18 protein-coding genes and 2 pseudogenes are annotated in these 23,224 nt (G+C 44.3%); 16 read left to right on the forward strand and 4 right to left on the reverse strand.

Features of this window, described 5'->3' with window-relative positions:
* Positions 1-110: 110 nt before the first annotated feature.
* Positions 111-1,247, forward strand: a complete 1,137-nt coding sequence (locus AACS00_RS05915; RefSeq protein ID WP_110166792.1) for a multidrug effflux MFS transporter — start codon at positions 111-113, stop codon at positions 1,245-1,247.
* Between the two features lie 179 nt (positions 1,248-1,426).
* Positions 1,427-1,513: pseudogene (locus AACS00_RS05920) on the forward strand (glycoside hydrolase family 3 N-terminal domain-containing protein); the annotation flags it as partial.
* A 148-nt stretch (positions 1,514-1,661) separates the two neighbouring features.
* Here AACS00_RS05920 and AACS00_RS05925 read toward each other — a convergent pair.
* Positions 1,662-2,525 carry a MurR/RpiR family transcriptional regulator gene (locus tag AACS00_RS05925; RefSeq protein ID WP_004395533.1) on the reverse strand — a complete coding sequence of 288 codons (864 nt, stop codon included), beginning with the start codon at positions 2,523-2,525 and terminating at the stop codon, positions 1,662-1,664.
* An 89-nt stretch (positions 2,526-2,614) separates the two neighbouring features.
* Positions 2,615-3,886, reverse strand: a complete 1,272-nt coding sequence (locus AACS00_RS05930; RefSeq protein ID WP_110166794.1) for an amino acid deaminase — start codon at positions 3,884-3,886, stop codon at positions 2,615-2,617.
* Between the two features lie 179 nt (positions 3,887-4,065).
* Here AACS00_RS05930 and AACS00_RS05935 point away from each other — a divergent pair, with 179 nt between their 5' ends.
* The 9 genes from AACS00_RS05935 (at position 4,066) to AACS00_RS05975 (ending at position 15,521) form a co-directional block, all read left to right on the forward strand.
* Positions 4,066-5,511 carry an N-acyl-D-amino-acid deacylase family protein gene (locus AACS00_RS05935; protein ID WP_110166795.1) on the forward strand — a complete coding sequence of 482 codons (1,446 nt, stop codon included), beginning with the start codon at positions 4,066-4,068 and terminating at the stop codon, positions 5,509-5,511.
* Positions 5,512-5,562: 51 nt separating this feature from the next.
* Complete coding sequence (locus AACS00_RS05940; RefSeq protein ID WP_072669333.1) at positions 5,563-5,955, forward strand: RidA family protein; 393 nt, start codon at positions 5,563-5,565, stop codon at positions 5,953-5,955.
* Between the two features lie 233 nt (positions 5,956-6,188).
* On the forward strand, positions 6,189-7,712 hold the full coding sequence (locus AACS00_RS05945) for a sodium:solute symporter family protein (protein ID WP_110166796.1): 1,524 nt from the start codon (positions 6,189-6,191) through the stop codon (positions 7,710-7,712).
* A 104-nt stretch (positions 7,713-7,816) separates the two neighbouring features.
* Entirely contained in the window at positions 7,817-8,791 is a 975-nt protein-coding gene (locus tag AACS00_RS05950; protein WP_110166797.1) for a sugar kinase, read from the forward strand.
* A 16-nt stretch (positions 8,792-8,807) separates the two neighbouring features.
* Entirely contained in the window at positions 8,808-9,437 is a 630-nt protein-coding gene (locus tag AACS00_RS05955; RefSeq protein ID WP_004395528.1) for a bifunctional 4-hydroxy-2-oxoglutarate aldolase/2-dehydro-3-deoxy-phosphogluconate aldolase, read from the forward strand.
* 83 nt (positions 9,438-9,520) lie between these two features.
* Complete coding sequence (locus tag AACS00_RS05960) at positions 9,521-11,974, forward strand: beta-N-acetylhexosaminidase (RefSeq protein ID WP_110166798.1); 2,454 nt, start codon at positions 9,521-9,523, stop codon at positions 11,972-11,974.
* A gap of 80 nt (positions 11,975-12,054) precedes the next feature.
* Entirely contained in the window at positions 12,055-13,101 is a 1,047-nt protein-coding gene (locus tag AACS00_RS05965) for a lactonase family protein (protein WP_110166799.1), read from the forward strand.
* A gap of 14 nt (positions 13,102-13,115) precedes the next feature.
* Positions 13,116-13,478: a RidA family protein gene (locus AACS00_RS05970; RefSeq protein ID WP_110166800.1), complete on the forward strand. Its 363-nt coding sequence runs from the start codon at positions 13,116-13,118 to the stop codon at positions 13,476-13,478.
* Between the two features lie 474 nt (positions 13,479-13,952).
* Positions 13,953-15,521 carry an ATP-binding cassette domain-containing protein gene (locus AACS00_RS05975; protein ID WP_110166801.1) on the forward strand — a complete coding sequence of 523 codons (1,569 nt, stop codon included), beginning with the start codon at positions 13,953-13,955 and terminating at the stop codon, positions 15,519-15,521.
* A 97-nt stretch (positions 15,522-15,618) separates the two neighbouring features.
* Here AACS00_RS05975 and AACS00_RS05980 read toward each other — a convergent pair whose 3' ends face one another.
* On the reverse strand, positions 15,619-17,019 hold the full coding sequence (locus tag AACS00_RS05980; RefSeq protein ID WP_110166802.1) for an alpha-amylase family protein: 1,401 nt from the start codon (positions 17,017-17,019) through the stop codon (positions 15,619-15,621).
* Positions 17,020-17,216: 197 nt separating this feature from the next.
* Between AACS00_RS05980 and AACS00_RS05985 the strand changes: the two are divergent.
* From AACS00_RS05985 to AACS00_RS05995, 3 genes and pseudogenes are all read left to right on the forward strand, one after another.
* A pseudogene (locus AACS00_RS05985) lies at positions 17,217-17,516 on the forward strand (CatB-related O-acetyltransferase); the annotation flags it as partial.
* 446 nt (positions 17,517-17,962) lie between these two features.
* Positions 17,963-18,823, forward strand: coding sequence for a cytotoxin (locus AACS00_RS05990; RefSeq protein ID WP_110166803.1), 861 nt, complete (start codon positions 17,963-17,965; stop codon positions 18,821-18,823).
* Positions 18,824-19,086: 263 nt separating this feature from the next.
* Positions 19,087-19,473, forward strand: a complete 387-nt coding sequence (locus tag AACS00_RS05995; protein WP_110166804.1) for a hypothetical protein — start codon at positions 19,087-19,089, stop codon at positions 19,471-19,473.
* A gap of 135 nt (positions 19,474-19,608) precedes the next feature.
* Here the strand turns inward: AACS00_RS05995 and AACS00_RS06000 are convergent, their stop codons facing one another.
* Complete coding sequence (locus AACS00_RS06000) at positions 19,609-20,088, reverse strand: methylated-DNA--[protein]-cysteine S-methyltransferase (RefSeq protein WP_110167037.1); 480 nt, start codon at positions 20,086-20,088, stop codon at positions 19,609-19,611.
* A gap of 246 nt (positions 20,089-20,334) precedes the next feature.
* Here AACS00_RS06000 and AACS00_RS06005 point away from each other — a divergent pair, with 246 nt between their 5' ends.
* Positions 20,335-22,071, forward strand: coding sequence for a methyl-accepting chemotaxis protein (locus tag AACS00_RS06005; RefSeq protein WP_110166805.1), 1,737 nt, complete (start codon positions 20,335-20,337; stop codon positions 22,069-22,071).
* 193 nt (positions 22,072-22,264) lie between these two features.
* The gene (locus AACS00_RS06010; protein ID WP_110166806.1) at positions 22,265-23,200 is read left to right on the forward strand and encodes an exopolyphosphatase; all 936 of its coding nucleotides are present in this window, start codon (positions 22,265-22,267) and stop codon (positions 23,198-23,200) included.
* The last annotated feature ends 24 nt before the right edge of the window (positions 23,201-23,224 follow it).

Below are 23,224 nucleotides of genomic sequence, written 5' to 3' on the forward strand. Positions count from 1 at the left end.
ATGGAAGTTCTGCGGCATTCTGGCTACGCAATAACGAGGAAAGACTTGCTCGTAGCTGCAACCATACTTGCTCAAAATCTATTCAGGTACGGTTGCGCTTTGGGGAAATTATGAGGGGATCCCTCAGTACGAAACCGTCTTTATGGCTAATGATTGTGATGTTGATGTTGCCACAAATTGTTGAAACTATTTATAGCCCAGCTTTAGGGTCCATAGCTCAATACTTCTCTGTTAGCTATTCCCAAGCTGCACAAACACTATCCGTTTACTTCTTAGCTTTTGCCATGGGTGTTTTAGTTTGGGGTATTTTGGCGGACAAATTTGGTAGACGCCCAACGATGATGGCTGGGTTATTTACATACAGCTGTGCAGCTTTGGTCGCGATTCAAGCGGAAAGTTTTACCGTGCTTATGATTGCACGAGCACTCAGCGCATTTGGAATAGCGGTTGGCTCAGTGGTTACACAGACAATGCTTCGTGATGCATTTAGTGGTGAAGAACTAGGCAAGGTCTTTAGTTTAATGGGAATGGGTATTTCGATCAGCCCAGTCTTAGGCATGCTGTTAGGTGGTCAACTTACAGCAATGGGTGGTCATCATTATGTGTTTTTCGCACTATTTATTATCGCTTTGCTGTTGTTTTTCTATAATTTGTTCAAGCTTCCTGAAACTCAAACTAAAAAGCAACCACTACAACTTGGCTATTTAAGTATTAGCATGTTTAAAGACCGACACATATGGCTGTCAGTAATATTAGTTGCGCTTTATAACATTGCTTTATTTTCTTATTACCAACTCGGCGCATTTATTTTCTCTGACTTAGGTTTGAATTCTGAACAATTCGGCTACAGTGGGATTGTCTTGGGATTTGGTACGTTGCTTGGCAGTTATGCAAACAAATCCCTCCTTGCCAAAAAAGTGTCGCAAAGGACTTTATTGTGGTTAGCGGCGCTGTTATTAGCGATAGGAGCTAGCGGTGTTTTTAGTATGCTAAATTCAATCGGGTTTGTTCTACCTATGATGTTGGTGGTGATGTCTTTTGGTATTGCGATTCCCAATGTACTGAGTTTAGCTTTGGTTGATTATAAACAACAAATGGGTAGTGCTGGCGCATTATTGGGACTGATGTATTACTTATTGATTGGTGGTGGATTAGCTTTAGCTGGTATCGTTCAGCATTTAGGTTTGGTATTAGTGATATGCAGTATAGCGACAATCTGTGCGACGTTCTTACGTTCACATCAATAACAAAATCAGGAGGAGTAACTCTGATTTTCTCCTCTTGACTTCTCTAGCTGAAATCCCCTAATCCGATTGCCTCATTTCTTTAGGAGAGTACGCCCACATGAATAACTGAGCCTGTTATCCATTTTTTCATTTACTTTTGGATCGACAGGGTTAGTCGGCGTAGCCACAGTTGGATGCGATCCTTATCGGCGACGATTTTACAGCAACTGCTGCGTCAAAATATGGGCTTTGAAGGCGTTATTATTTCAGACAGCACGAAGATGGGTGAATACTACTGAATACGGTCTAGCATGGTGAGTAACGGATATCTTCCAATCGTCCCTTTACCGATTAACGAATAAACAAAAGCCCGATGTTGAACATCGGGCTTTGTCGTTTTCGGAATCGACTGTCATCGGAAGGAGTTACCTCGGTTTAATCTCCGAGAGGCTGTCTTTCTAAACCGCCACGATAAGAGTCGAGGGCAACCTTGAGTCGGCGCAGTTTATCGCGAGAGCGTCGCTTATGATTAACGGCTAATGACATCGAAAGCACGTCAACCAAAGCCAACATCGCGTAACGACAAGCGGATGGCTTGTAGATGAAATCTGTCTCTTGGTGCTCGATAGGCAGAACCAAATCGGCTTGCTCGGTCAAAGGCGTGTCTTTCGGAGTAATCACAATGACTTTTACGCCGTACTGCTTTGCTAATTGCGCGGTTTCAATGATCGCAGGGGTATAGCCTGTGGCTGAGATCATCACTAACACATCGTTTGTGTCTGCAGTCGCCGCAATCATGCGCGATAACAAACCATCATTATAGGCCACAACAGGATAACCCAAACGGAACAAACGATGCTGCATCTCCTGTGCCGCAATGGTCGAGCCGCCACCCATACCAATACAGATCACTTGTCTTGCGTTGTGTAGCCAGTTCACGGCAGTGTCGATATCTTCTTCAACGATCAAACGGTGGTTTACGTCAAGTGATTGCTTGATCGACTCATAGATACCTTGGTAGCCACTTTGATCGGGAGGCTCAAGGATGAATCGTTGTCCAACCGTTAAAGTTTGTGCCAATTTGATCTTCATATCTCGCACGTTTTTACAGCCAATAGCTTTGGCAAAACGGGTGATGGTGGCTTCACTCACTTCTGCGCTTTCTGCCAGTTCAGTAATGCTGGCATTGGCGGCAGTTTGAATGTCGTCTAGGATCAACTTAGCGACCTTCTTTTCGGCATCGCGCAGCGCACTGAAACGCTCAGTGATTTGCGAAATAATATCGATTTCTAAACTCAAGCTGTGTTCCTATCTTTTACATGGAGGCGATTGTGCCGCCTCTACAGGTTTGGCATGAAGTATAGCGAAAAGCTTCACTAAGCTCATCATCAGAAACATGTTTTCACCCAATGAGTGACTTGATACTCATCATCACAAACTGCCACGGCACGCCACTTATCAAATGTTAAACATGGATGAGAGGTAGAGAAGGCAATTATATCACCCACTTGAAGGTCGCTATTTGCGTCTACTTCGATGAAGGCGTGCTGATCCATCACTGCGGTAGTTACCGCACTTTCAATCGAGATTGGCTCACCATCGCGGTATGCGCGTTCAGGGGTTGGTAATCCGGCATCAAATGCAACATCACGTTTACCGAAGCCAGCAACTAGCTTAGTTGGCTCAGGGCGAGAAATGACATAAGCCCAAAGCTCTAGAGCCGATTCCAAATCACCGCCTAAATCACACGCAGCCCCTTGGTTGTTTTCAGCTCGCTGCATGACTTTATTTTGTGCGTCTAGGTAAATGCCTGTGTCATGAATCGCGTAGCAACCTGGGCGAATGATGGCGTCAAAATCTTCTAGGTTGGCGAAGCATTCGGAAACCACGTCATACCAAGCGGAGCCTGCACCAGTAACCAGAGGTTTGGACTCAATCAACTTTTTGCTTTGTAGCTGAGCTGCGATTTCTAATGTGGTGTTGAGGAAGTCACGAATGTCCTGTTCAGCATTGTCACCATGAATGACGCCTTCGTAGACCTCGATACCTTTAAGCGTAAGGTGAGGTTGCTGGTGGATGAGAGTAGCGAGCTCAACCACATCTTGCTGGTGTCGGCATCCACAGCGACCGCCTTCGACACCAAACTCAATCAGTACATTAAGCGGCAATTGATGTTCAGAGAACGCACGTTCTAGCGCTTTGATGTTTCGGCTTGAATCCACACAGCAATAGAAGTTGATCCCATGGGATTTAATCAAGTTGGCGATGATGGTCATATTCGCGCGCCCCACTAGTTGGTTCGCCATGATGATATTTTTCGCTCCGCCGAGAGCCGCAATCTCTGCCTGAGCCGGCGTTGCTACGGTAATGCCCCAAGCGCCGTTTTCTAATTGCTGCTGAAAGAAAGCAGGCGTCATGGTGGTTTTACCGTGCGGTGACAGCTTCACTTTGTGTTGATTGGCGAAACGCTGCATCCAATCGAGGTTGTTCTTTAATGAAGAAGATTTGATTACTGCAGCGGGCAGGGTGATCTCTTCATGGATCAAACTGTGTAATCCTGCCGAATTGCCCGCAACAGGTTGAGCCTTTTCTCCGTAACCTGGCGTGGTAACAAACTCATTATGATAGTTTTTATCACACTTTTGGCGATTGTCTTTCATGGCGCACCTACTTCTAACACGGTTTAACTGATTGATATTAAGTGTTTGTTGCTAACCACCATAAACAACATGTTAAAAAGTATCAAACAAGTTTTAGTGTTTTGTGTGTTTCTTCACTGTTTAAATTTCAAGAATTATTAAGATGGAATCATGTTAACTACGGACGAAGAGAGTGAAGTATGCTGTTCGACACCATTATCAAAAGCGTAGAGGTATTTGACGGTACAGGTGCAGCACCATTCATGGCTGATGTTGCAATTCGTCAAGATCGTATTGAGCAAGTGGGTCAGCTAGACGAGCTTTCTGCAAAGAAGGTGATCAACGGCCAAGGTCTTGCGTTGGCTCCGGGATTTATTGATGTGCACACGCACGATGACATCAATGTGATTCGTTCCCCTGATTGCTTAGCAAAGATTAGCCAAGGCGTGACGACGGTAATCGTAGGCAATTGCGGAATTAGCGCAAGCCCTACAGTACTCAGTGGTACTCCGCCAGACCCAATGAATTTATTGGGCAAGCAGGAAGATTTCAAATACCCAACTTTTGCGGAATATGCGAAGGCGGTACAAGCGGCTAGCCCTGCGGTTAATGTCGCGGCGTTAGTCGGTCACACGACATTACGTAACAATGTGATGGACGATTTACTGCGCACGGCAACCGATGAAGAAATCGACCAAATGCGCCAAACATTGACGCAAGCGATGGAAGAAGGCGCATTGGGTTTAAGCTCGGGTCTTGCTTATGCGAGTGCCAAGCAGGCGAACGCGGACGAAGTCATGCGTCTAGCGGAAATTCTCGGTCATCACGGTGGTATCTACACCACACACATGCGCACCGAGTTTGAAGAAATCATCAGCGCAATGGAAGAAGCCTTTGAAACAGGGCAGTACGCCAAAGTGCCAGTGGTGATTTCTCATCTTAAATGTGCAGGTGCAGGCAACTGGGGACGTACGGTAGAAGTACTGGATTTGATGGACAAGGTTTCTGAGCATCAAGACGTGTCTTGCGATTGCTACCCATATTCCGCTAGCTCTTCGACACTGGATTTAAAACAGGTTACGGATGAAATTGATATCTTCATTACCTGGTCTGAAAGCAAACCAGAGCACGCTGGCAAGATGCTGAAAGACATTGCTGACGAGATGCACCTGCCTCTTATGGAAGCGGCAAAAGCGTTGCAACCTGCGGGCGCGGTTTATCACTGCATGGTTGAAAGCGACGTTAAACGCGTACTTAAGTATAAGTTGACCATGGTGGGCTCAGATGGATTACCAAACGACCCGCATCCACATCCACGTTTGTGGGGCACATTCCCGAAAGTCTTGGGGCATTACTGTCGTGATGAGCAGCTTTTCCCATTGGCAGAAGCGATTCATAAGATGACGGGTATGTCTGCCACACGTTACCAATTAAAAGATCGTGGAGAAATAAGAGCAGGCGCTTACGCAGATTTGGTTTTATTTAACCCAAATACAATTAAAGATACTGCAACGTACGAAAATCCAATTTCCGTCGCGCAAGGTATTGAATCTGTATTTGTAAATGGTGAGCTATCTTATTTAAAAGATAAAGTCACCGACAATAGAAATGGTGTATTTATTTATAGAAATAACACCCATCAATAATTTATAAAATTAATTAATTTTATAAATTAAGCATTATCACTGGAGAATATTATGTCAATTAAACGTTATGGTGTAGAAGGTGGCATAGGTACTGGCGGTCAACATTTACCATTTGCACGTGCAACAGAAGCGGGTGGCTTCTTATATGTATCAGGTCAAACACCAATGATTAACGGCGAAGTGGTAGAAGGCGGCATCGTTGACCAGTCTCGCTTAGCGATTCAAAACTGCGTCGATATTATGGAAGAAGCAGGCTACAAGCTAGCTGACGTGGTACACGTAAAAGTGGTACTCACAGATTCTCGTTATTTCCAATCGTTTAACAAAGTATTCAGAGAGTTCTTCGGTGATCACCCACCTGCACGTATTTGCATGGTGTGTGATCTCGTGGTGGACGTGAAAGTTGAGGTCGATGTGACTTGCTATCGCGAAGATCGCCGATAGAAATCACACTTTACCTAATTAAATAAAATAGAGTGCCGGAAATAATTACTTTCCTGTTATTACCCTTTTGGCACTCTCACTCCCTACATAAATATAATTTCATAAAGCAGTAGTGCGTAATATATTTAGCGAAAGCTATAAAAATAAAATTAGATAATATATGGAATAAAATCTAATACTTGCTGCTGGAATTATATCAATCTGAAAGATGGATTTTATATAAGAGGTGTTCAATGAACAGTACACTATTTCTTACCGGCTTCGGTGCGTATGTCTTATTTTTAATTTGGTTAGGGTGGTTTGTTTCTCGTAACCAAAAATCAGGTGAAGACTTTCTACTCGGTGGTCGAAGCTTACCTCTGTTTCTCGTATTAGGTACCACGATAGCAACCATGGTTGGCACGGGCTCAAGTATGGGCGCGGTCGGCTTTGGTTACTCAAACGGTTGGGCTGGTGCGCTTTACGGCATTGGCGGTGCAATTGGTATTTTACTATTGGCGCTGTGGTTTGCACCGGTTCGTAAACTTAACTTCATGACGATGAGTGAAGAGCTTGCCTACTACGTGGGTGCAAACCGCATCGTAAAGAACGTGGTTGGTCTGCTTATCTTTATCGCTTGTATTGGCTGGCTGGGCGCACACATCCTTGGGGGTGGTATGTATTTAGCGTGGATTGCCGATATTGAGCTCAGCACTGCGAAGATGATTATCGCAGCAGCGTTTACCATTTATGTTGTGATTGGCGGTTACACTGCCGTAGTTTGGACGGATACCATTCAAGCCATCATCTTGTTTGTCGGCTTCATTCTAATGGCGGTACTGTCTGTGCAGCACATAGGTGGTTTAGACAACCTTTATTCTGCTATGGACCCAGAAGCAGTTAGCTTCCTTGCGATTGATAAGCTTGGTTTAATTCCTGCGGTTTCTCTTGCTGTCGTGATTGGTGTGGGTGTACTTGCAACGCCTTCATTCCGCCAACGTATTTACTCAGGTAAAGATGTATCAACCATCCGTCGTTCATTCGTGGCATCTGGTGTACTGTACTTGTTCTTCTCAATCATCCCAGCAGTCATTGGCATGGCGGCGCATGCGATGAACCCTGAACTGAACAACGCTAACTTTGCTTTTCCGTATATCGCAGCAACGATATTGCCAGCAGGCGTCGGTCTTATTGTTCTGATTGCGGGCTTATCGGCAACCATGTCGAGTGCAAGTTCAGATGCGATTGCGGGCGTATCTATCTTACTGCGTGATGTTTACGTCATGTTCACAGGTCGCGTTCCAAACAAAGAATCCATGTTGAATTACTCTCGCTTGGCTTTGATTGTAGTGATCGGTTGTGCATTGCTGTTCGCACTAACCTCGAACGACATCATCAGCTACATCACTAAGATGATCTCGACAGTCATGTCTGGTATGTTTGTCTGCGGTATGTTGGGTCGCTTCTGGAAGCGTTACAACTGGCAAGGTGCATTGGCAACATTGGCAGGCGCATCGATCGCTTCATTTGCAGTAATGATGAGCCCAGACCTGACCACTTTTTGGGGCAACCCAGTGATTCCATCTTGCTTATTTGCCCTAACCGCAGGTGTGGTAGTAAGCCTAGTGACTCCAGCTAACCAAGTTTCACCAGAAATAGCGAAAGCAATCCTTGATGATGAGCGTGCTCTGATGGAAATGGAATTGTCTGATAAAGGTCTTCTGGAACAAGATGCTTCTCTACAAAACTGCACAACTGCGGCAAATCAAAATGCTTAACAGAAGAGAGTTTCCGGCTCGATCGGAAACTCGTTCATAAGCGCCTAGCAAACGGGTGGCTCCCCCCGAGCCACCATGCTAAATCTATCCAAATTAGGTGAACGATGACGGATTCATCCCATATTAAAATTGCTTTCTTTGGCGAATGCATGATTGAACTGAGCGGCGCCCCAATTCGCAAAGGCTTTGGGGGCGACACGCTCAATACTGCGCTTTACCTCTCTCGCCTGACTAGTCAGCAACCAGTCCGAGTGTCTTACGCGACCGGTCTTGGGGAAGACGTGCTTTCTCAAGAGCTTCTGGAAAACTGGCAACAAGAAGGCATTGCAACTGATCTTGTCGAGATCTTCCCAGCTCAGTTGCCGGGGTTGTATATGGTGCAGACAGATCAAGAAGGCGAGCGCAGCTTTCTTTATTGGCGTGACAGCGCAGCTGTTAAAAGCTACTTCTCTACCTCTTCGCTCAATAAATTAGAGTCTGCGATTACGAACCAAGAACTGGATTACCTCTACCTAAGTGGCATCAGCATTGCGATTTTAAATCACGATAGCAAGGTAAGGCTTAAAAAGGCGTTAAGTCTGTTCTCACAAGGTGGAGGCAAAATTATCTTTGATAATAATTTCCGTCCTCAACTTTGGTCTGCAGAAGAGGCGAAACATTGGTACAGCGAAATTCTGCCTTTAGTCGACATTGCACTTATCACAGAAGACGATGATCTCTTAGTATGGGGGGAAGAAGAAAGTGCCGAGCAGCGCTGCCTTCGTTTTGGCTGCCCAGAAATCGTGATCAAACGTGGTTGCGAACCATGCAAACTGGTTTGGTCGCAAGGTGATGACAAACAAAACCTCAGGCATCAAAACGTAGAAAAGCAAAGCGCTTACGTAGTTGCCGAGAAGGTTGAGAAAGTGATCGACACCTGTGCCGCTGGCGATTCCTTTGCCGCTGGTTATCTAGCTGGGCGACTGACCGGACAAAGCTGTGAGCAGTCTGCTCAACTCGGTCACGCACTAGCCGCAACCGTTATTCAATATCCTGGCGCGATCATTCCAAACGACGCCATGACTCATCTCATTCGATAACTTCCGAGAACGTATTATGTCCCAGGCAATGATTAAACAACTTCAGCAATTCAAAGTTATTCCAGTTATTCAAATCAACAAGGTTGAGCACGCGATCCCATTGGCAAAAGTACTAGTAGAAAACGGTCTGCCAGTCGCAGAAGTGACGTTTCGAACAGAAGCGGCAGCCGATGCGATTAAAGCCATGCGTGACGCTTATCCGCAAATGTGCATCGGTGCTGGTACGGTACTGACGCCAGAGCAAATTACCCAAGCGAAAGACGCGGGTGCAGAGTTTATTGTCGCGCCGGGGTTGAATCCAAATACGGTACGTCGCTGTCAAGAAATCAACATGCCAATCATACCGGGCGTGAACAGTCCAAGTCAGGTTGAACAAGCACTTGAGCTAGGTTTGACCTTCCTCAAATTCTTTCCTGCGGAAGCGAGCGGCGGTATTGCGATGGTGAAATCGCTACTGGCACCTTATGTCGATGTGAGTTTGATGCCGACGGGCGGTATTGGCAAAAATAATGTCAATGATTACTTAGCCATCGACCGTGTGGTTTGTTGCGGTGGTACTTGGATGGTTGCACCGAGCTTAATTGAAAACGAACAGTGGGACGAGGTTGGTAAGCTGGTTCGTGAAGCGGTGGAGCTGGTCGCATAACTCAAACAAAGTGTTTTGACCGAGTCACATGCTTCTTTGAAACAGAGTGACTCGGGTTGAATAACAACGATAGGATGGCGCGGATGAATAAAGGAACATTAGTACTACTCATTTTAGGCTTAATCACAATTCCAACGGCAGCGATGGCGATGACTCCCAACACCGATCTTAACCTAATGCCTTACCCACAAAATGTAGAGCTGGGGCAGGGGAAAATCTCACTGGATAAATCCTTCAGTATTTACATCAAAGGCTACGATTCACCGCGGGTGCAGTTCAACATAAAGCGCACCATGGAGCGTTTATATCGCCAAACTGGCTTACCAATGTTGAACTGGCATGCCGAGTCGGAAAAAGACGCAACCTTGGTGATTGATATTCGCAATGCGCCGAAGTCAGAGGTGCAAGACATTAACAGTGATGAATCGTATCAACTGGAATCGCGCAATGGTCAGATCATCATTCGCTCCGAACGCCCTTACGGTGCTTTCCATGGTTTAGAAACCTTTTTGCAGTTAGTGACTACGGATGCGACAGGGTACTTTGTTCCTGTAGTGTCGATTCAAGATGAGCCGCGTTTTCCTTGGCGTGGTGTTTCTTACGACACTTCCCGTCACTTTATTGAACTCGATGTGATCCTTCGCCAACTCGATGCGATGGCATCAGCAAAAATGAATGTCTTCCATTGGCATATGTGGGATGATCAAGCGATCCGTATCCAACTCGATAATTACCAAAAACTGTGGCAAGACACTGCAGATGGTGATTACTATACCAAAGATGAAATCCGCTATGTGGTGAATTATGCGCGTAACCTTGGCATTCGAGTTATCCCCGAAATCTCTTTGCCAGGACATGCTTCGGCAGTGGCGCACGCATACCCTGAATTGATGTCTGGTATGGGCGAGCAATCTTATCCGCACCAACGTGGCTGGGGTGTGTTTGAACCGTTAATGGACCCTACCAATCCCGAACTTTACAAGATGCTGGCGAGCGTGTTTGACGAAGTGGTCGAGCTCTTTCCAGATGAGTATTTCCATATCGGCGGTGATGAGCCTAATTACCAACAGTGGAAAGACAACCCTAAGATTCAGCAATTTATCAAAGACAATAACTTAGATGGTGAGCGTGGTCTGCAATCGTATTTGAACACTAAGGTTGAACAAATGCTGGAAGCACGTGGCAAGAAGATGACAGGTTGGGATGAAATCTGGCACAAAGATCTTCCCACTTCGATTGTGATTCAAAGCTGGCAAGGGCACGACAGTATTGGTCGAGCAGCAAAAGAGGGCTACCAAGGTATTCTCTCAACAGGTTATTACCTAGACCAGCCGCAACCAACCAGCTATCACTACCGCAATCACCCAATACCGAAAGGAATTACGGTAGATGACCAACTATATCAAGATGAGAAATTCGCGACTTATGATTGGGTGAAACCGCGCAACAAAGGTGGTCCGCGTACAGGTAATCTAACCATTATTAAAGCGACAGACGGCAGCTACCGTGCGTTTACTGATTACAACGGTAAGTCTCGCGAAGAGGTGTTCATCATTGAGTACGTACCGGGTGTGAAATTTAGAGGCCACTTCGATAACTTTATGTCTTATACCGAGTTCAATTATGACTTTGCGGATGGCAAGTTGAAAGATAGTAGTTACCAGTTGATTGGCAATGTTCGTTGGCCTACGACTGGAGAATTAGTGGCGAGCAGTGACATGGAAGGCAGTGTAATTCCCGAGCCTAATGGCGGTTATCCGGCAGAACTGACCGAGAAAGAACAGCAGCTAATCTTGGGGGGAGAAATCACCATTTGGGGAGAGAACCTCGATTCAATGACCATCGAGCAACGTTTATGGCCGAGAAGCTACGCCATTGCTGAGCGTCTATGGTCGAGTCAAGACCTGACCGATGAACGCAGTATGTACAGGCGCATGAAGGTAATCGATACATGGTCTGAAATTTCCCTTGGCTTGCGTCATCATGCCGATGCCAATATGATGTTGAAACGTCTTGCCAATGGTGCGGACGAAACACCGCTACAAACGTTAGCGAAGTACATTGAGCCAGCTCAATACTACGCTCGTCACTGGGAGAAGTGGATCTCTACACCAAACGAAGGCGATTTATACAACCAGTACGAACGATTAAACCGCTTTGCGGACGTACTGCCAGTAGAAAGCCTAGCAGTGTACGAGATGCAAGATTTGGTCGTGGCTTATGCTCAAGGTGATATAACTGCGTTGGATGCGTTAGCGATGCATTATCAAAACATTAGTTTAGCGGCGCAGCAAGCCAAACCTATTTTCGCGGCAAATGTGGCGTCGGTAGAAACAGTGCCAGTTGCAGAAGCTGCCATTAAAGTTGCCGATTTAGGTTTAACCTTGATTAAACTTGCTAAACAGGGCAGTGGTATTGGCCAATCTGATGTTGAAGCGTATCAACGTATCATCAATGAAAATGCGATTATTTTTGATGAAACTATTGTCGCTATTGTCATACCAACTGAGCAGTTGCTTCACACTTTAACCGATTGATAACTAAAAGAGATTGCCGTCTGGTATCACAGGCGGAATCTTATCGGTTTAGCATTATTATATCTCCGAAAGGTTTTCTCATGACATTAAATGGTCACTTACATTTTTATGTGGGCACCTATACTGATTCACCAAGTCAAAGTCATGGTATCGCGTGTGTCTCTCTCGATTCGACTACTGGCTTACTGACAATCAATCACGACCTCGTGCCAGACGCGATGAGAACGACACGCAATCCGTCTTATCTTACGGTTACCGAACATGGCTTATACACCTTTAATGAAGTAGAACGTTTGGAAGGTGCAGAGCTGATTTTTGCTGAAAATACAGACAGCTATGCATTGCCAATTGAAGGCGACTATCCTTGCTATATCGACATCAAAGCCCCGCTACTTGCTGTGGCCAACTACGGTTCCGGCAATGTAAGTGTTTATCACATTGATGAGTATGGTAAGCCGTTGAAATCTATTGCAGAATTATATGTGGAAGGCAGTGGCCCCAATATTGCTCGTCAAGCCTCGTCTCATGCGCATCAAGCAACGTTTCTTAATCACACCAAGCAACTTGCTGTGGTCGATTTAGGTACAGATAGTGTCCATTTTTATGACTTTGAAAATGATGGTGAGGCATGCAACTTTTCACTCACACAAAGCGTCGCTATGCCTGCTGGGTCAGGTCCTCGTCATTTGGTTTTCAACCGTGAAGAGTCTATTGCGTACGTGGTGTGTGAATTGTCCGAAACGCTGGTGGTACTTTGCAAGCACGACGAGCAATGGAATCTGACTCAGCAGGTTAAGCTGCTAGCCGATGAGGAAAACAAAGAAGCGGCGTCTGCGATTCGTCTCTCTGCGGATGAGCGTTTTGTCTATGTCTCATGCCGTGGGCAAAACGTGATCAGTACATTTGATGTAACGAGTAATATCCCAGTTCAAATTGCGATGTCCGATTGTGGCGGTAAGTTTCCAAGAGATTTTGTTTTATCCCGTGACGGGCAGTGGATGCTCGTTGCTAATCAACATTCGAATAATGTCGCTAGCTTTCATAGGAATCCGGAAACTGGCGCTATCACTCCAACCGGATACTCGTGTGATGTTGGTGCACCTGTGTGTTTGGTTGAGAAACAATAATTAAGAGAAATAACATGACAATTCATCGTATTAATCCATGCAAACGTTGGTCTGATGTTACGGTATTCAACGGCATTGCCAATTTTGTTGAGGTGGCAGAAGCCGATACCACTGCGGATATGAAAGGGCAAGTACAACAGATTTTCGACCAAGCTGAGCAAATGTTAGCCAGTGTTGGCAGTGATAAGTCGCGCATTCTATCTGTGACGATTTACGTGACGGATTTTGCTAACTTCGATGCGCTAAACGAAGTATGGGATGCATGGTTCCCTGAAGGCTGCGCACCAAGCCGTGCTTGCGTCAAAGTTGAATTGGCGAATCCTGAGCTCTTAGTAGAAATGGCGTTCGTCGCTGCAGCAGGTGAGAAGTACCAATAACCACTCATTGTTAGCTCTTGCCGGGATAATAAAATGCCATTTATATTGAACAGAGTGGCATTTTTGTGATGTCTCTTTGGGCTTTTGGTTAGTTAGTGCGATCTAGTCTAATCGAGTGATTTCTTAAAGCGCAAAGAAGCGACGCCTAAGCTCACCACGGTGAAACCAAGCACAAGATTGATGATAGCTTTGCTAAGCTAACCCCTTTTTTCTCCTCTTGACTTCTCTAGCTGAAATCCCCTAATCTGGTTACCTCATTTCTTTAGGAGAGTACGCCCACATGAATAACTGAGCCTGTTATCCATTTTTCATTTATTTTTGGATCGACAGGGTTAGTCGGCGTAGCTCACTTTCCGATCATTCTTTGCCTCATTATTACCCGCATAGCTCTTCAATCAGGGTGTGTTGGCTATGAATCTTATTTTCGTTACAGCTTAGCGGCGGCGATTGTCCCTGACTTACAGGAGGCAAATCATGCCAGTTTTACAGGCTGATAATATCAGCTATCAATTTGCTAATGGCGATAGACTGTTCGAGTCATTGTCATTGGCTATCAAAAGTCAGCGTATCGGTTTAGTTGGCCGTAATGGTGTAGGTAAATCGATATTAGCGGCGATATTAAGCGGGGACCTACCACCATCGAGTGGTACGATAACTCGAACGAAGTCGATGGCTATTTATCGTCAGCAACCTTCGCTCTTATTGGCTAGCGGCCTGTCTATTGCTCAGTTTTTAGGTAAAGCCGATGTCCTTGAGGCGCTAAAACACGTTGAGTCCGGTGATTGCTCAGAGCATTGGTTCGATGTGATTGGCGAGCAGTGGGATTTGCCGCAGCAAATGACTCAGCAATTAAACGCCATGGGGTTACCGGCTGATCCTCACTTTGCTTGCGCACAGCTGAGCGGTGGACAATTGGCGCGATTGCAGCTTTGGCAACTATTGAGTAGTCCGCTTGAATTATTGATCCTTGATGAGCCTTCTAACCATCTTGATTTGGCGGCCAAGCAGTGGTTGCTTGAGGCGATGAGGGCTTTCAGGGGGGCTATTTTGCTGATTAGCCATGATCGTTTACTGTTGCGAGAGATGGAGGAGATTTGGGCGTTATCTAGCCTTGGCCTACAAGTTTTTGGCGGGAATTATGAAGTGTACGCCGAGCAAAAACGTCACGAGTTGCAGGCGCTAGATCGCCAGCTTTCCAATCTTGATAAGCAGCAACGGCAATTAGTGATACAAGCGCAGCGAAATCGTGAAAAAGCACAGCAAAGAGCAGCGCAAGGGAACAAATTACGTAAAACGGGCAGTCAGGCGACAAGCTTATTGGATTTTCAGCAAGATAGAGCCACCGCGTGCAGTGCCAATCGCACTAAAAATGAGCAGCGGCGTCAAATTCATTTAGAGACTAAACAACAAGTATTAAAGGCGAGGAAAGAGTCCATTCGCCCGCAAAAACTCTATTTGGCAGATACCGTTAATCGAGTGCGGTATGCCGTTGCCTTGTTCGATGCAGTATTGGTTTTCGGCCGCAATGAACCCATCAGCTGGCAAGTGAGAGCGGATGAAAAAATTCACCTTACCGGCGCTAATGGCAGTGGTAAATCAACCTTGTTGAAAACCTTACTCGGTCAACTTTCGCTTAAGCAAGGCTCGCTGCAACGGAGCGCACCAATGTATTATCTTGACCAACATTTCGCGGTGATTGTGCCACAATTGTCAATGCTCGATAACCTGCTAGAGCAGTGTGATGGTATGAAAGCGAAGGACGCCAGAACATTGCTCGCGGGTATTGGCTTTCGTCGTGAGTGTGTCTTTCGTCTTGGCGGGAGTTTAAGCGGCGGTGAGAAGATGAAATTAGCCATGTTGATTGCCAGCCATCAACCGCAGCAGCCCTTACTGCTACTTGATGAACCAGATAACCATCTCGATTTGGATTCTAAAATCACCCTAGCGCAAGCTTTATATGATTATCGTGGCGGATTTATTCTCGTCAGTCATGATGATGATTTCGCTACAGAGTCGGGTGTGAATAGACAAATTGGGCTGTGATGAGTCAAGGTTGATTTTTATAACAGTGGATGCCTAAGAAAGATAAGGAGTGATTTCAAATCACTCCTTTTGTATTTAGAGCATGATAATCAGGTAATTACTGCATCCACATCCGAGCGGAACGTGCCGGGATTGATAACATGTGGTAACGGCTATTCACAATAAACTCGTCATCGCTTAATACATCTTGATAAGGACGATACCAATTGAATTCATGTTGATAGGTATCGATGGTGATGGGCTTTGCTTCACCACATTTATTAATGCCGACCACCCCTTGTTTGCCACGCTTGAATACCAGTAAGCATGGGTCGCTATGTATCATGGTCATCGATTGGCCTTGCATTGCGTTATGAAAACGTAACATTTGCAGCATAGTTGGTTGATTCCAAACGTTCGCCCAGCGACCATTATCTCTATCTTCGTTCGCCGCGAGGGCATCGCTGTAAATCAGCGGCGTGCCACCGTCTTTGCCTAGGATATAGGCATAAGCGAGCTGTTCATCTTGCGGATCGAGGATCTGATAACGAAAGCCATCGTTAGTTGGAATGTCATGGGTGATAGTAAAGGTAATCGCCCGCGCATTATCCAATGCTTGTCCATAAGCGTGTGGATCATGCAATAAGGTCATGGAACCCTGATAGGAAAAAGCGGCCCGAATGGAGGCAAACAGCGGGAAGTCATAAGCGGCATGATTAGTGTTATTTAAATAAGGGGCTAGAAACGCATCATAAGTTGCATCGCCTAGGCCACCACTGGTGATCACTTCGCCAAAAACATGCATATCGGCAATAATATCAGGAGTAAACACTTGATCGATGTGGTATTGACTCATGTGTTTCACTGCGTCGATACGGAAGCCGCTGATGCCAATTTGCTTTAGTGCGCGCAAGTAAGCTCTTTGCTGTTCAAGGACCCAATCGTTGGCTGCTAAATCCGGTAAGCCGCGATCTCCCGGGCCACCGCATAAACGCCAATATTGCACATGGCCGGGGTTGCTCCAATCGGTAATACACCCTTCAGGATGAAAATCATACGCTGAGAATAGATTTTGGGTTAAATCACCAAACAGAGTTTGCTGTTGGTAGTAGCTCGCTTGATTGGCGTAGTCGGTTAATATTTCACTGCCGGGGTAGTTGAGGTCGCTGCGCTTCCAAGTTTCGTTCGCCATGTGATTGAGCACCACATCGGCATAAACACCAACACCATGGCTACGTAGAGCGTTAACCATGGCTTTAAAATCAGTTTTGTTACCGATCGGTGAGTCAATCACTCGCAGATCTTGAGGTTGATAGCGAGCCCACCATTCATAGCCACTGGATTTCATTGCTGGTGAAACCAGCACGTTTTTATAACCCGCTGCGGCAATGTGTTCTGCGTTGGCTGTCACATCACTATATTTCCAGTTAAAAGCATGCAAGATGGCGTCAGCTTGCGCGCTGGTGGTAAAACCGGCGCTGATCAGCGCAGCGTAAGCGATAAGGTACGATGTTCTCATATGATACTTCTCTTATTGTTATTGAATTGAGTCGCATCATATAAATGGTATTGTCATTGTGAATGATTTGATTGTTAATCATTGATCAATTTCAAACAGTGTAGACTGAAAAATTGAAAACTTGTGGCACAGCTGAAAATTTGTACGATGGCTGTTTTGACTTTGCTATGACTACAAACGGTGATTTTTATCACTCTTTGGGTGATGGAATAGGGCTAGGCATGCGGGCGATGATTATGCCGGGCGTTAAGATTGGTGAAGGTGCCATTGTGGCGGCTAATAGCGTTGTAACCAAAGATGTTGCCCCTTACAGTATCGTTGCTGGCTCTCCTGCTCAGTTGGTCAAATATCGTTTTCAAGCGAACGTGATTAACGAGCTGCTGGCGTTGAAAGTGTACAATTGGCCAGAAGAGAAATGCATGGCGCTCAAACCTTACCTGTGCGTATCGAATATGGCTAAACTTAAGCAAGCTGTTACTCGTTATGAAGCAGGGTAGTAGCACCATTCCACAATAATAATCTTGTAATATAATAAAGTTGGCGATGAAATACAGAAAATTGAAATTGTATATTCGTCAACATTGATCAAATAAGACATGAGTATTGACTTTAAGTAATGTTTAGCAAAGGCAATATACGGTTCGCCGTTTTCGGCCAATTCTAAATCTGTGATTCCTCTTTTTCTAAGGATTGGTAGACTGCACTTGGTTTATTAGATTCTTATCTTAGTAGTTATCGATAAATCGAACCATTTCACTATGTACACATCCCCTCCCATTTTATAAACATTTCTTGCACAATATTAACTTGTGCACTACAGTTTTTCGTGTTGCACGTAAACTGGTTTCATATGTGTTGTATGTGTGACTAACTAAAAATCACTATGGCTTTATTTAATACGAACCATAGTAACCAAAACCGTTCTTAATTAGGAAGATCTATTATGCTCGATATTGATACGATAACGAATGCTTGGGGTAAATGGCAATCTGCGCAGTATGGTACAACGTGTTGGTTTACCGAAAGCACACAGTATGATCGTAATAAAGATACAAGGGACTATAAGCAATATCAGACCAATGTGACACCGCCTCAAGATTTGGATTATTCGAGTGCGGTGCAAAAAGATGGAGGTGCAGCTCTTTTGGGTAAGTATGATGTTGAAAATGGAACGAGTCAGGTAATAGAGCACGTAGTCAATTTACAACAAGGTCTGCAAGATACGTTTACATGGAATATTACGGAAAGTGTAAAAGTGGGGGTATCAGTTAAGGTTGAAGCGGGTATTCCATTTATTGGTGGCGCTTCATCTACTTACAGTACTGAAGTCTCGTTGTCTTCTATGCAAGGACAAACAACAACAAAAAGTTCTAATTATGGGGCTTCAACTAAGGTCCCTATTTCACCGCATACGCATGGCTGGGGGCAAATTGATCTCGCTTTTACTGATCTGGTTAGTTCTTGGGTTGGTAATGTAAAACTAGAAGGGTATGTGGCTATTTGGTTCAATGATAAAGTTGCTCTAAATAATAATGGTGATTATCATTGGCTGTGGTTTATTCCTATTCAAAGCGTCTTTAATGACTGTATTCGCAATAATATTATCGATACTCGAGGTTATATAGTACAAGGTAATGGAGTTATTGCACAGGCGAGCGGCAGTTTTCATAGCAGCATGGGGTTAAATATGAGGACGATTGCTCATGAGGAGCCTTTGAATTCACGACAACAAGGAAATGTTACTCAGATCCTTATTTCGGAGATTGATAGTGAATACCAGCCTATTCCGGCTAAAGTTGGATAAGATACTCTTTGACTAACTTCTGTGTTTGACCAGTATTCCATCAATACCGATACTGGTCTTTTTTATTTCTATTCATTAATTATGCATGATGAAAGTGGGCTATAGGATAAAATTGGTATAGTTTTTGTTTCAGACATAGCTCTTGGTACTCCACTTTTTAGCGTAGCCAGTCAGTTTACCGTTTTTTCAATCATTATTGGGATGGTATTTTTTATCAAAACGCGGATAATCTTGCTGGATAACAAACAAAGAAGAAATAACTCATGACTAATTTTCAATATTATTTTCATCCACTCCCTTGTTTTAACTGTAAAAAAACTACAGTGAGTACTGATTTGGGTTGGTTAACCACGACGATGAAAGAGGATGTGTTAGCACAAGTGGCGACAATCACGGCGCAAGACAGCATCGAACCGGATCTTTCGGTTAAGGTGACGTGTACGAAAGACGAGGCGCGAGATTACTTATTGCTTAATTTTTACGGTTATTCTGAACAAGAGCTTGCTGAGCAAGTTGAAGTTGAAGCTGAAGATGAGCAAGAAGTGGCGGATGAGATCGCAGAGCTATTGGCTGATGGTAGTGACTCGATTGTATTTGAACACGAAATCGCCCTACAAAGTTGTACTAATTGCGATATTGATGGTGAGTAAAATTCAGCGCTAATTAGCGTAATACCTTCTTGATTTAAAGCGTGAGCAGAATGAAAATTACTCGCGCTTTTTGTTTCTGGTGCAACTCATCTGTGAAGTCAATGAGCATAGAAGCAAAGTAAATAAATTTGATAATTAATTAAATCTATTCCTTTCTAATTTTAACAAGCCCGCTTTGCGCTCTATGCCTCCCGCATAACCCGTTAGTTTGCCATTTTTACCAATGACTCTGTGGCAAGGGACGATAATGGAAAGTGGATTTTTTCCGTTGGCCAATCCTACTGCTCTGACCGCTTTTGGGTTACCGATGGCTTCTGCCAACTGTTGATAGCTCCATGTCTCGCCATAAGGTATTTTCCCAAGTGCTTGCCAAACCGATTGCTGGAATGGCGTTCCTTTGGCGGCGAGAGGCAAATAGAATGCGGTGCGCTGGCCAGTAAAATATTCTTCTAGCTGTTGTATGGTGTCGATAAGTAGCGGGCAGTGTGCGGATTCGATACCTAATTCTGTTGGCATGGTAGTTTCGGTGGCAAACCAAGCGCCCAATAATCCTTGTGGAGAAGCCTGTAGTGTCATGATCCCAAAAGGACTTTGGTAATGGGTAAAAGTATTCATGATAGTGGCGGTTCCTATGCGCTGTTCAGTCTCAAGGATAGTGTATTCATTACCCACAAACATACTAGTTATTTCTACCTTTAACGTCTTTCTGTTGAAGAGGGCACAAGTGAGAATGAGCACGCCTTTCTTTCTCACAAGTCAAAAAAATCCTTCATGGTTCATCACACTGTTCTATGCTGATAGTAATAATAAAAACAATACGGCTTAATTTATTTTCGTTGATAAAAACCAAGGGGCAGTGTTATGACTATCGACAATACTATGAAGCTCGTATTTGCTGTGATTAGTGCGGGTATTATTATTAGTGTATTAACCGTATTGCAGCTCAATGGACTCATGCACCAAGTTGAGCGTATGGCGCAAGTTCGCTATCAATCTTATCAAGCTGCAGACGAACTTCGCCAAAGCTCGGATGACTTAACCCGTTTAGGACGAACTTATGTCGTCACGGGTGATGAAAAGTACGAAAAAATGTATATGGATATTTTAGATATTCGTAACGGAAAGAAACCCCGCCCAGAGAATTACCACACCATTTATTGGGATCTTGTTTTACAACATGGCCAAAAACCAAAACCTGATGGTAAGACAATCTCGCTTAATCAAATGATGAGTGACTTAGGCTTTACTGAACAAGAGTTTCGCTTACTGAGGGAAGCTCAAGCTAATTCTGATGCCTTAGTCAACATGGAAGTCAAAGCCATGAACGCGGTAAAAGGACTGTTTGCTGATGCAAGTGGCAATTACACGGTGAGAAGAGCGCCGGATCGTAATATGGCTATCGAGTTATTGCACAGTAATCAATACCATCAAGAGAAAGCTAAAATCATGGCTCCCATTGATAAGTTTTTTACTGAACTGGAGAATCGTACCAGTCAACAGATGAATGAGGCCGCACAGAAAGTAAAAAGTACGGTGTTGATCGGTAATATCTCACTAGTGATTGTCTTTGTGATTGCCATTCTTGGTTACTTCATTGTCAATCGTAAGGTGGTGAAACCAATAGACAGCATGGCAACGCTACTACAAAAAGTCGATACCGATTCAGATTTAACCCTGCGAGTGGACGATAAAAGTAATAATGAATTAGGGATTATCGGTTCAACCATCAACAAAGTCTTGGTTAGCTATTCTTCGACCATTACCAAAATTAACCAAGTTAATCATACTATCTCTGCTATCTCAGATACGATTCGTGATGTGACTGAGCAAAATGCAAAAGTAGCCAATCAACAAAGTCAAGAACTTGAAATGGCGGCTACTGCTATGGAAGAGATGACCTCCGCGCTCTCTACTGTTGCCGAAAGTACCACCATGGCCGAGCAGTACGCCGGTAGCGCAGAAAAAGAAGCCAGTACCAGTAAGCAGGTGTTTAATAAAACGACTCATGAGTTTGGTGAGTTGGAAAGCGAATTTACCAAAACGTCAGAGGTTATTCAGCAATTAGCGAATGAATCGAATAATGTCGGCAATGTCCTTGATGTGATTAAGGCTATCGCCGAGCAAACCAACTTACTGGCATTAAATGCGGCGATTGAGGCGGCTCGAGCTGGTGAACAAGGGCGAGGATTTGCGGTGGTTGCCGATGAAGTTCGCTCTCTTGCGCAACGAACTCAACAGTCAACGGGAGAAATTGAAACCATGATTTCTGCGCTGCAAGAAAAAGCAGAGCAGTCAACCAAAACCATTCGTTCCAGTGCCGATAAAATGCAATCGACACGTGGCAATATGGCAACGGCTAACGAAGCATTAGGCACCATACAAAACTCAGCCATTGAAATCCATAAGCTTAATACCTCTATCGCCTCAGCAACGGAAGAGCAATTAACAGTGAGCGATGAGATATCGAGTAATCTCAGTAATATTAAATCGCTGTCTTCGGATATGAATATTGCTATTAACCAACTAGGTCCTGTTGTTACCGATTTGCAGCGTAATGTCGATGATTTAAATGCGGCGATTAAACACATTCGAACTTAATAACTAGATAGATACGCCTATTAATAATCTTGACCCTCATAAGAGGGTCGATTTATAAACAGATAGAGAGTGTTCCATTTGCTTTTTAAGCATTAGTGAGCTTTATTAAGCTCGATGATATTAAAGAGTGCTGTATTTATTTTTTCCGGTCTCTTCACCGTTGAATAACAACAAATAGATAAAGGAATTAGCTATGTCAGAACAACAAAAATTCCGTTTAGTCACGAGAAGTGACTTTGATGGTTTGGTGTGCGCCGTCTTGCTCAAACAGCTTGATTTGATCGAGGAAATTAAGTTTGTACACCCGAAAGATATGCAAGATGGATTGATAGAGATTACCGAGCACGATATTGTTACCAATTTACCTTATGTCAAAGAAGCACATATGGTATTTGACCATCATTTATCAGAAACCATTCGTAATCAAGGTTCTCGCCCCAATCATGTTATCGACCCGAATGCACCGTCTGCCGCGCGAGTTGTATGGGATCATTATGGGGGGGAATCGGTATTTCCGGAGCGATGGATAGAGATGATGGCGGCGGTTGATAAAGGAGATTCGGCCCAATTTACTCGCGATGAAGTGCTCGATTCCCAAGGTTGGAACTTATTAAATTTCTTGATGGATGCTCGCACTGGGCTCGGCCGATTCAAAGAGTTTCGAGTATCCAACTATAACTTAATGATGAATTTGATTGAGAATTGTCGTACCCAAAGCATTGAACAAATTTTGGCACTGCCTGATGTACAGGAGCGGGTAGATCTTTATCGCGAGCATGAAATCAAATTTAAAGAACAGATTCAGCGCTGTGGAAAAGTCTATCGTAATCTTGTTTTATTGGATTTAACTAATGAAGAAGTGATTTATGCTGGTAATCGATTCATTATTTATGCGCTCTTTCCTCACTGTAATATCTCGATTCACAAAATGTGGGGTTTTCAACAGCAGAATATTGTTTTTGCCACTGGTAAATCAATTTTTGATCGTAGTTCCAAAACCAATGTTGGTGCGTTAATGCTCAAATATGGTGGCGGCGGTCATCATGCCGCTGGAACCTGTCAAATTCCCTTATCTGAGGCAGACCGTGTACAAGAAGAATTGATTAAACAAATTAATTTAGACGGTTAGATTTGTCTCTGGAAAATAACAAAC

This window comes from Vibrio sp. 11986-1-5, assembly GCF_963878025.1.
Taxonomy (GTDB): Bacteria; Pseudomonadota; Gammaproteobacteria; order Enterobacterales; family Vibrionaceae; genus Vibrio; species Vibrio injensis.

Excerpts from the sequence above, each read along its gene's own strand:
- AACS00_RS05990 (WP_110166803.1), top strand. The coding sequence starts at position 17,963 with ATGCTCGATATTGATACGATAACGAATGCTTGGGGTAAATGGCAATCT.
- AACS00_RS05965 (WP_110166799.1), top strand. The coding sequence starts at position 12,055 with ATGACATTAAATGGTCACTTACATTTTTATGTGGGCACCTATACTGAT.
- AACS00_RS05975 (WP_110166801.1), top strand. The coding sequence starts at position 13,953 with ATGCCAGTTTTACAGGCTGATAATATCAGCTATCAATTTGCTAATGGC.
- AACS00_RS05980 (WP_110166802.1), bottom strand. The coding sequence starts at position 17,019 with ATGAGAACATCGTACCTTATCGCTTACGCTGCGCTGATCAGCGCCGGT.
- AACS00_RS05970 (WP_110166800.1), top strand. The coding sequence starts at position 13,116 with ATGACAATTCATCGTATTAATCCATGCAAACGTTGGTCTGATGTTACG.
- AACS00_RS05955 (WP_004395528.1), top strand. The coding sequence starts at position 8,808 with ATGTCCCAGGCAATGATTAAACAACTTCAGCAATTCAAAGTTATTCCA.
- AACS00_RS06000 (WP_110167037.1), bottom strand. The coding sequence starts at position 20,088 with ATGAATACTTTTACCCATTACCAAAGTCCTTTTGGGATCATGACACTA.
- AACS00_RS06005 (WP_110166805.1), top strand. The coding sequence starts at position 20,335 with ATGACTATCGACAATACTATGAAGCTCGTATTTGCTGTGATTAGTGCG.
- AACS00_RS05930 (WP_110166794.1), bottom strand. The coding sequence starts at position 3,886 with ATGAAAGACAATCGCCAAAAGTGTGATAAAAACTATCATAATGAGTTT.
- AACS00_RS05940 (WP_072669333.1), top strand. The coding sequence starts at position 5,563 with ATGTCAATTAAACGTTATGGTGTAGAAGGTGGCATAGGTACTGGCGGT.
- AACS00_RS05935 (WP_110166795.1), top strand. The coding sequence starts at position 4,066 with ATGCTGTTCGACACCATTATCAAAAGCGTAGAGGTATTTGACGGTACA.
- AACS00_RS05945 (WP_110166796.1), top strand. The coding sequence starts at position 6,189 with ATGAACAGTACACTATTTCTTACCGGCTTCGGTGCGTATGTCTTATTT.
- AACS00_RS05995 (WP_110166804.1), top strand. The coding sequence starts at position 19,087 with ATGACTAATTTTCAATATTATTTTCATCCACTCCCTTGTTTTAACTGT.
- AACS00_RS05915 (WP_110166792.1), top strand. The coding sequence starts at position 111 with ATGAGGGGATCCCTCAGTACGAAACCGTCTTTATGGCTAATGATTGTG.
- AACS00_RS05960 (WP_110166798.1), top strand. The coding sequence starts at position 9,521 with ATGAATAAAGGAACATTAGTACTACTCATTTTAGGCTTAATCACAATT.
- AACS00_RS05950 (WP_110166797.1), top strand. The coding sequence starts at position 7,817 with ATGACGGATTCATCCCATATTAAAATTGCTTTCTTTGGCGAATGCATG.
- AACS00_RS06010 (WP_110166806.1), top strand. The coding sequence starts at position 22,265 with ATGTCAGAACAACAAAAATTCCGTTTAGTCACGAGAAGTGACTTTGAT.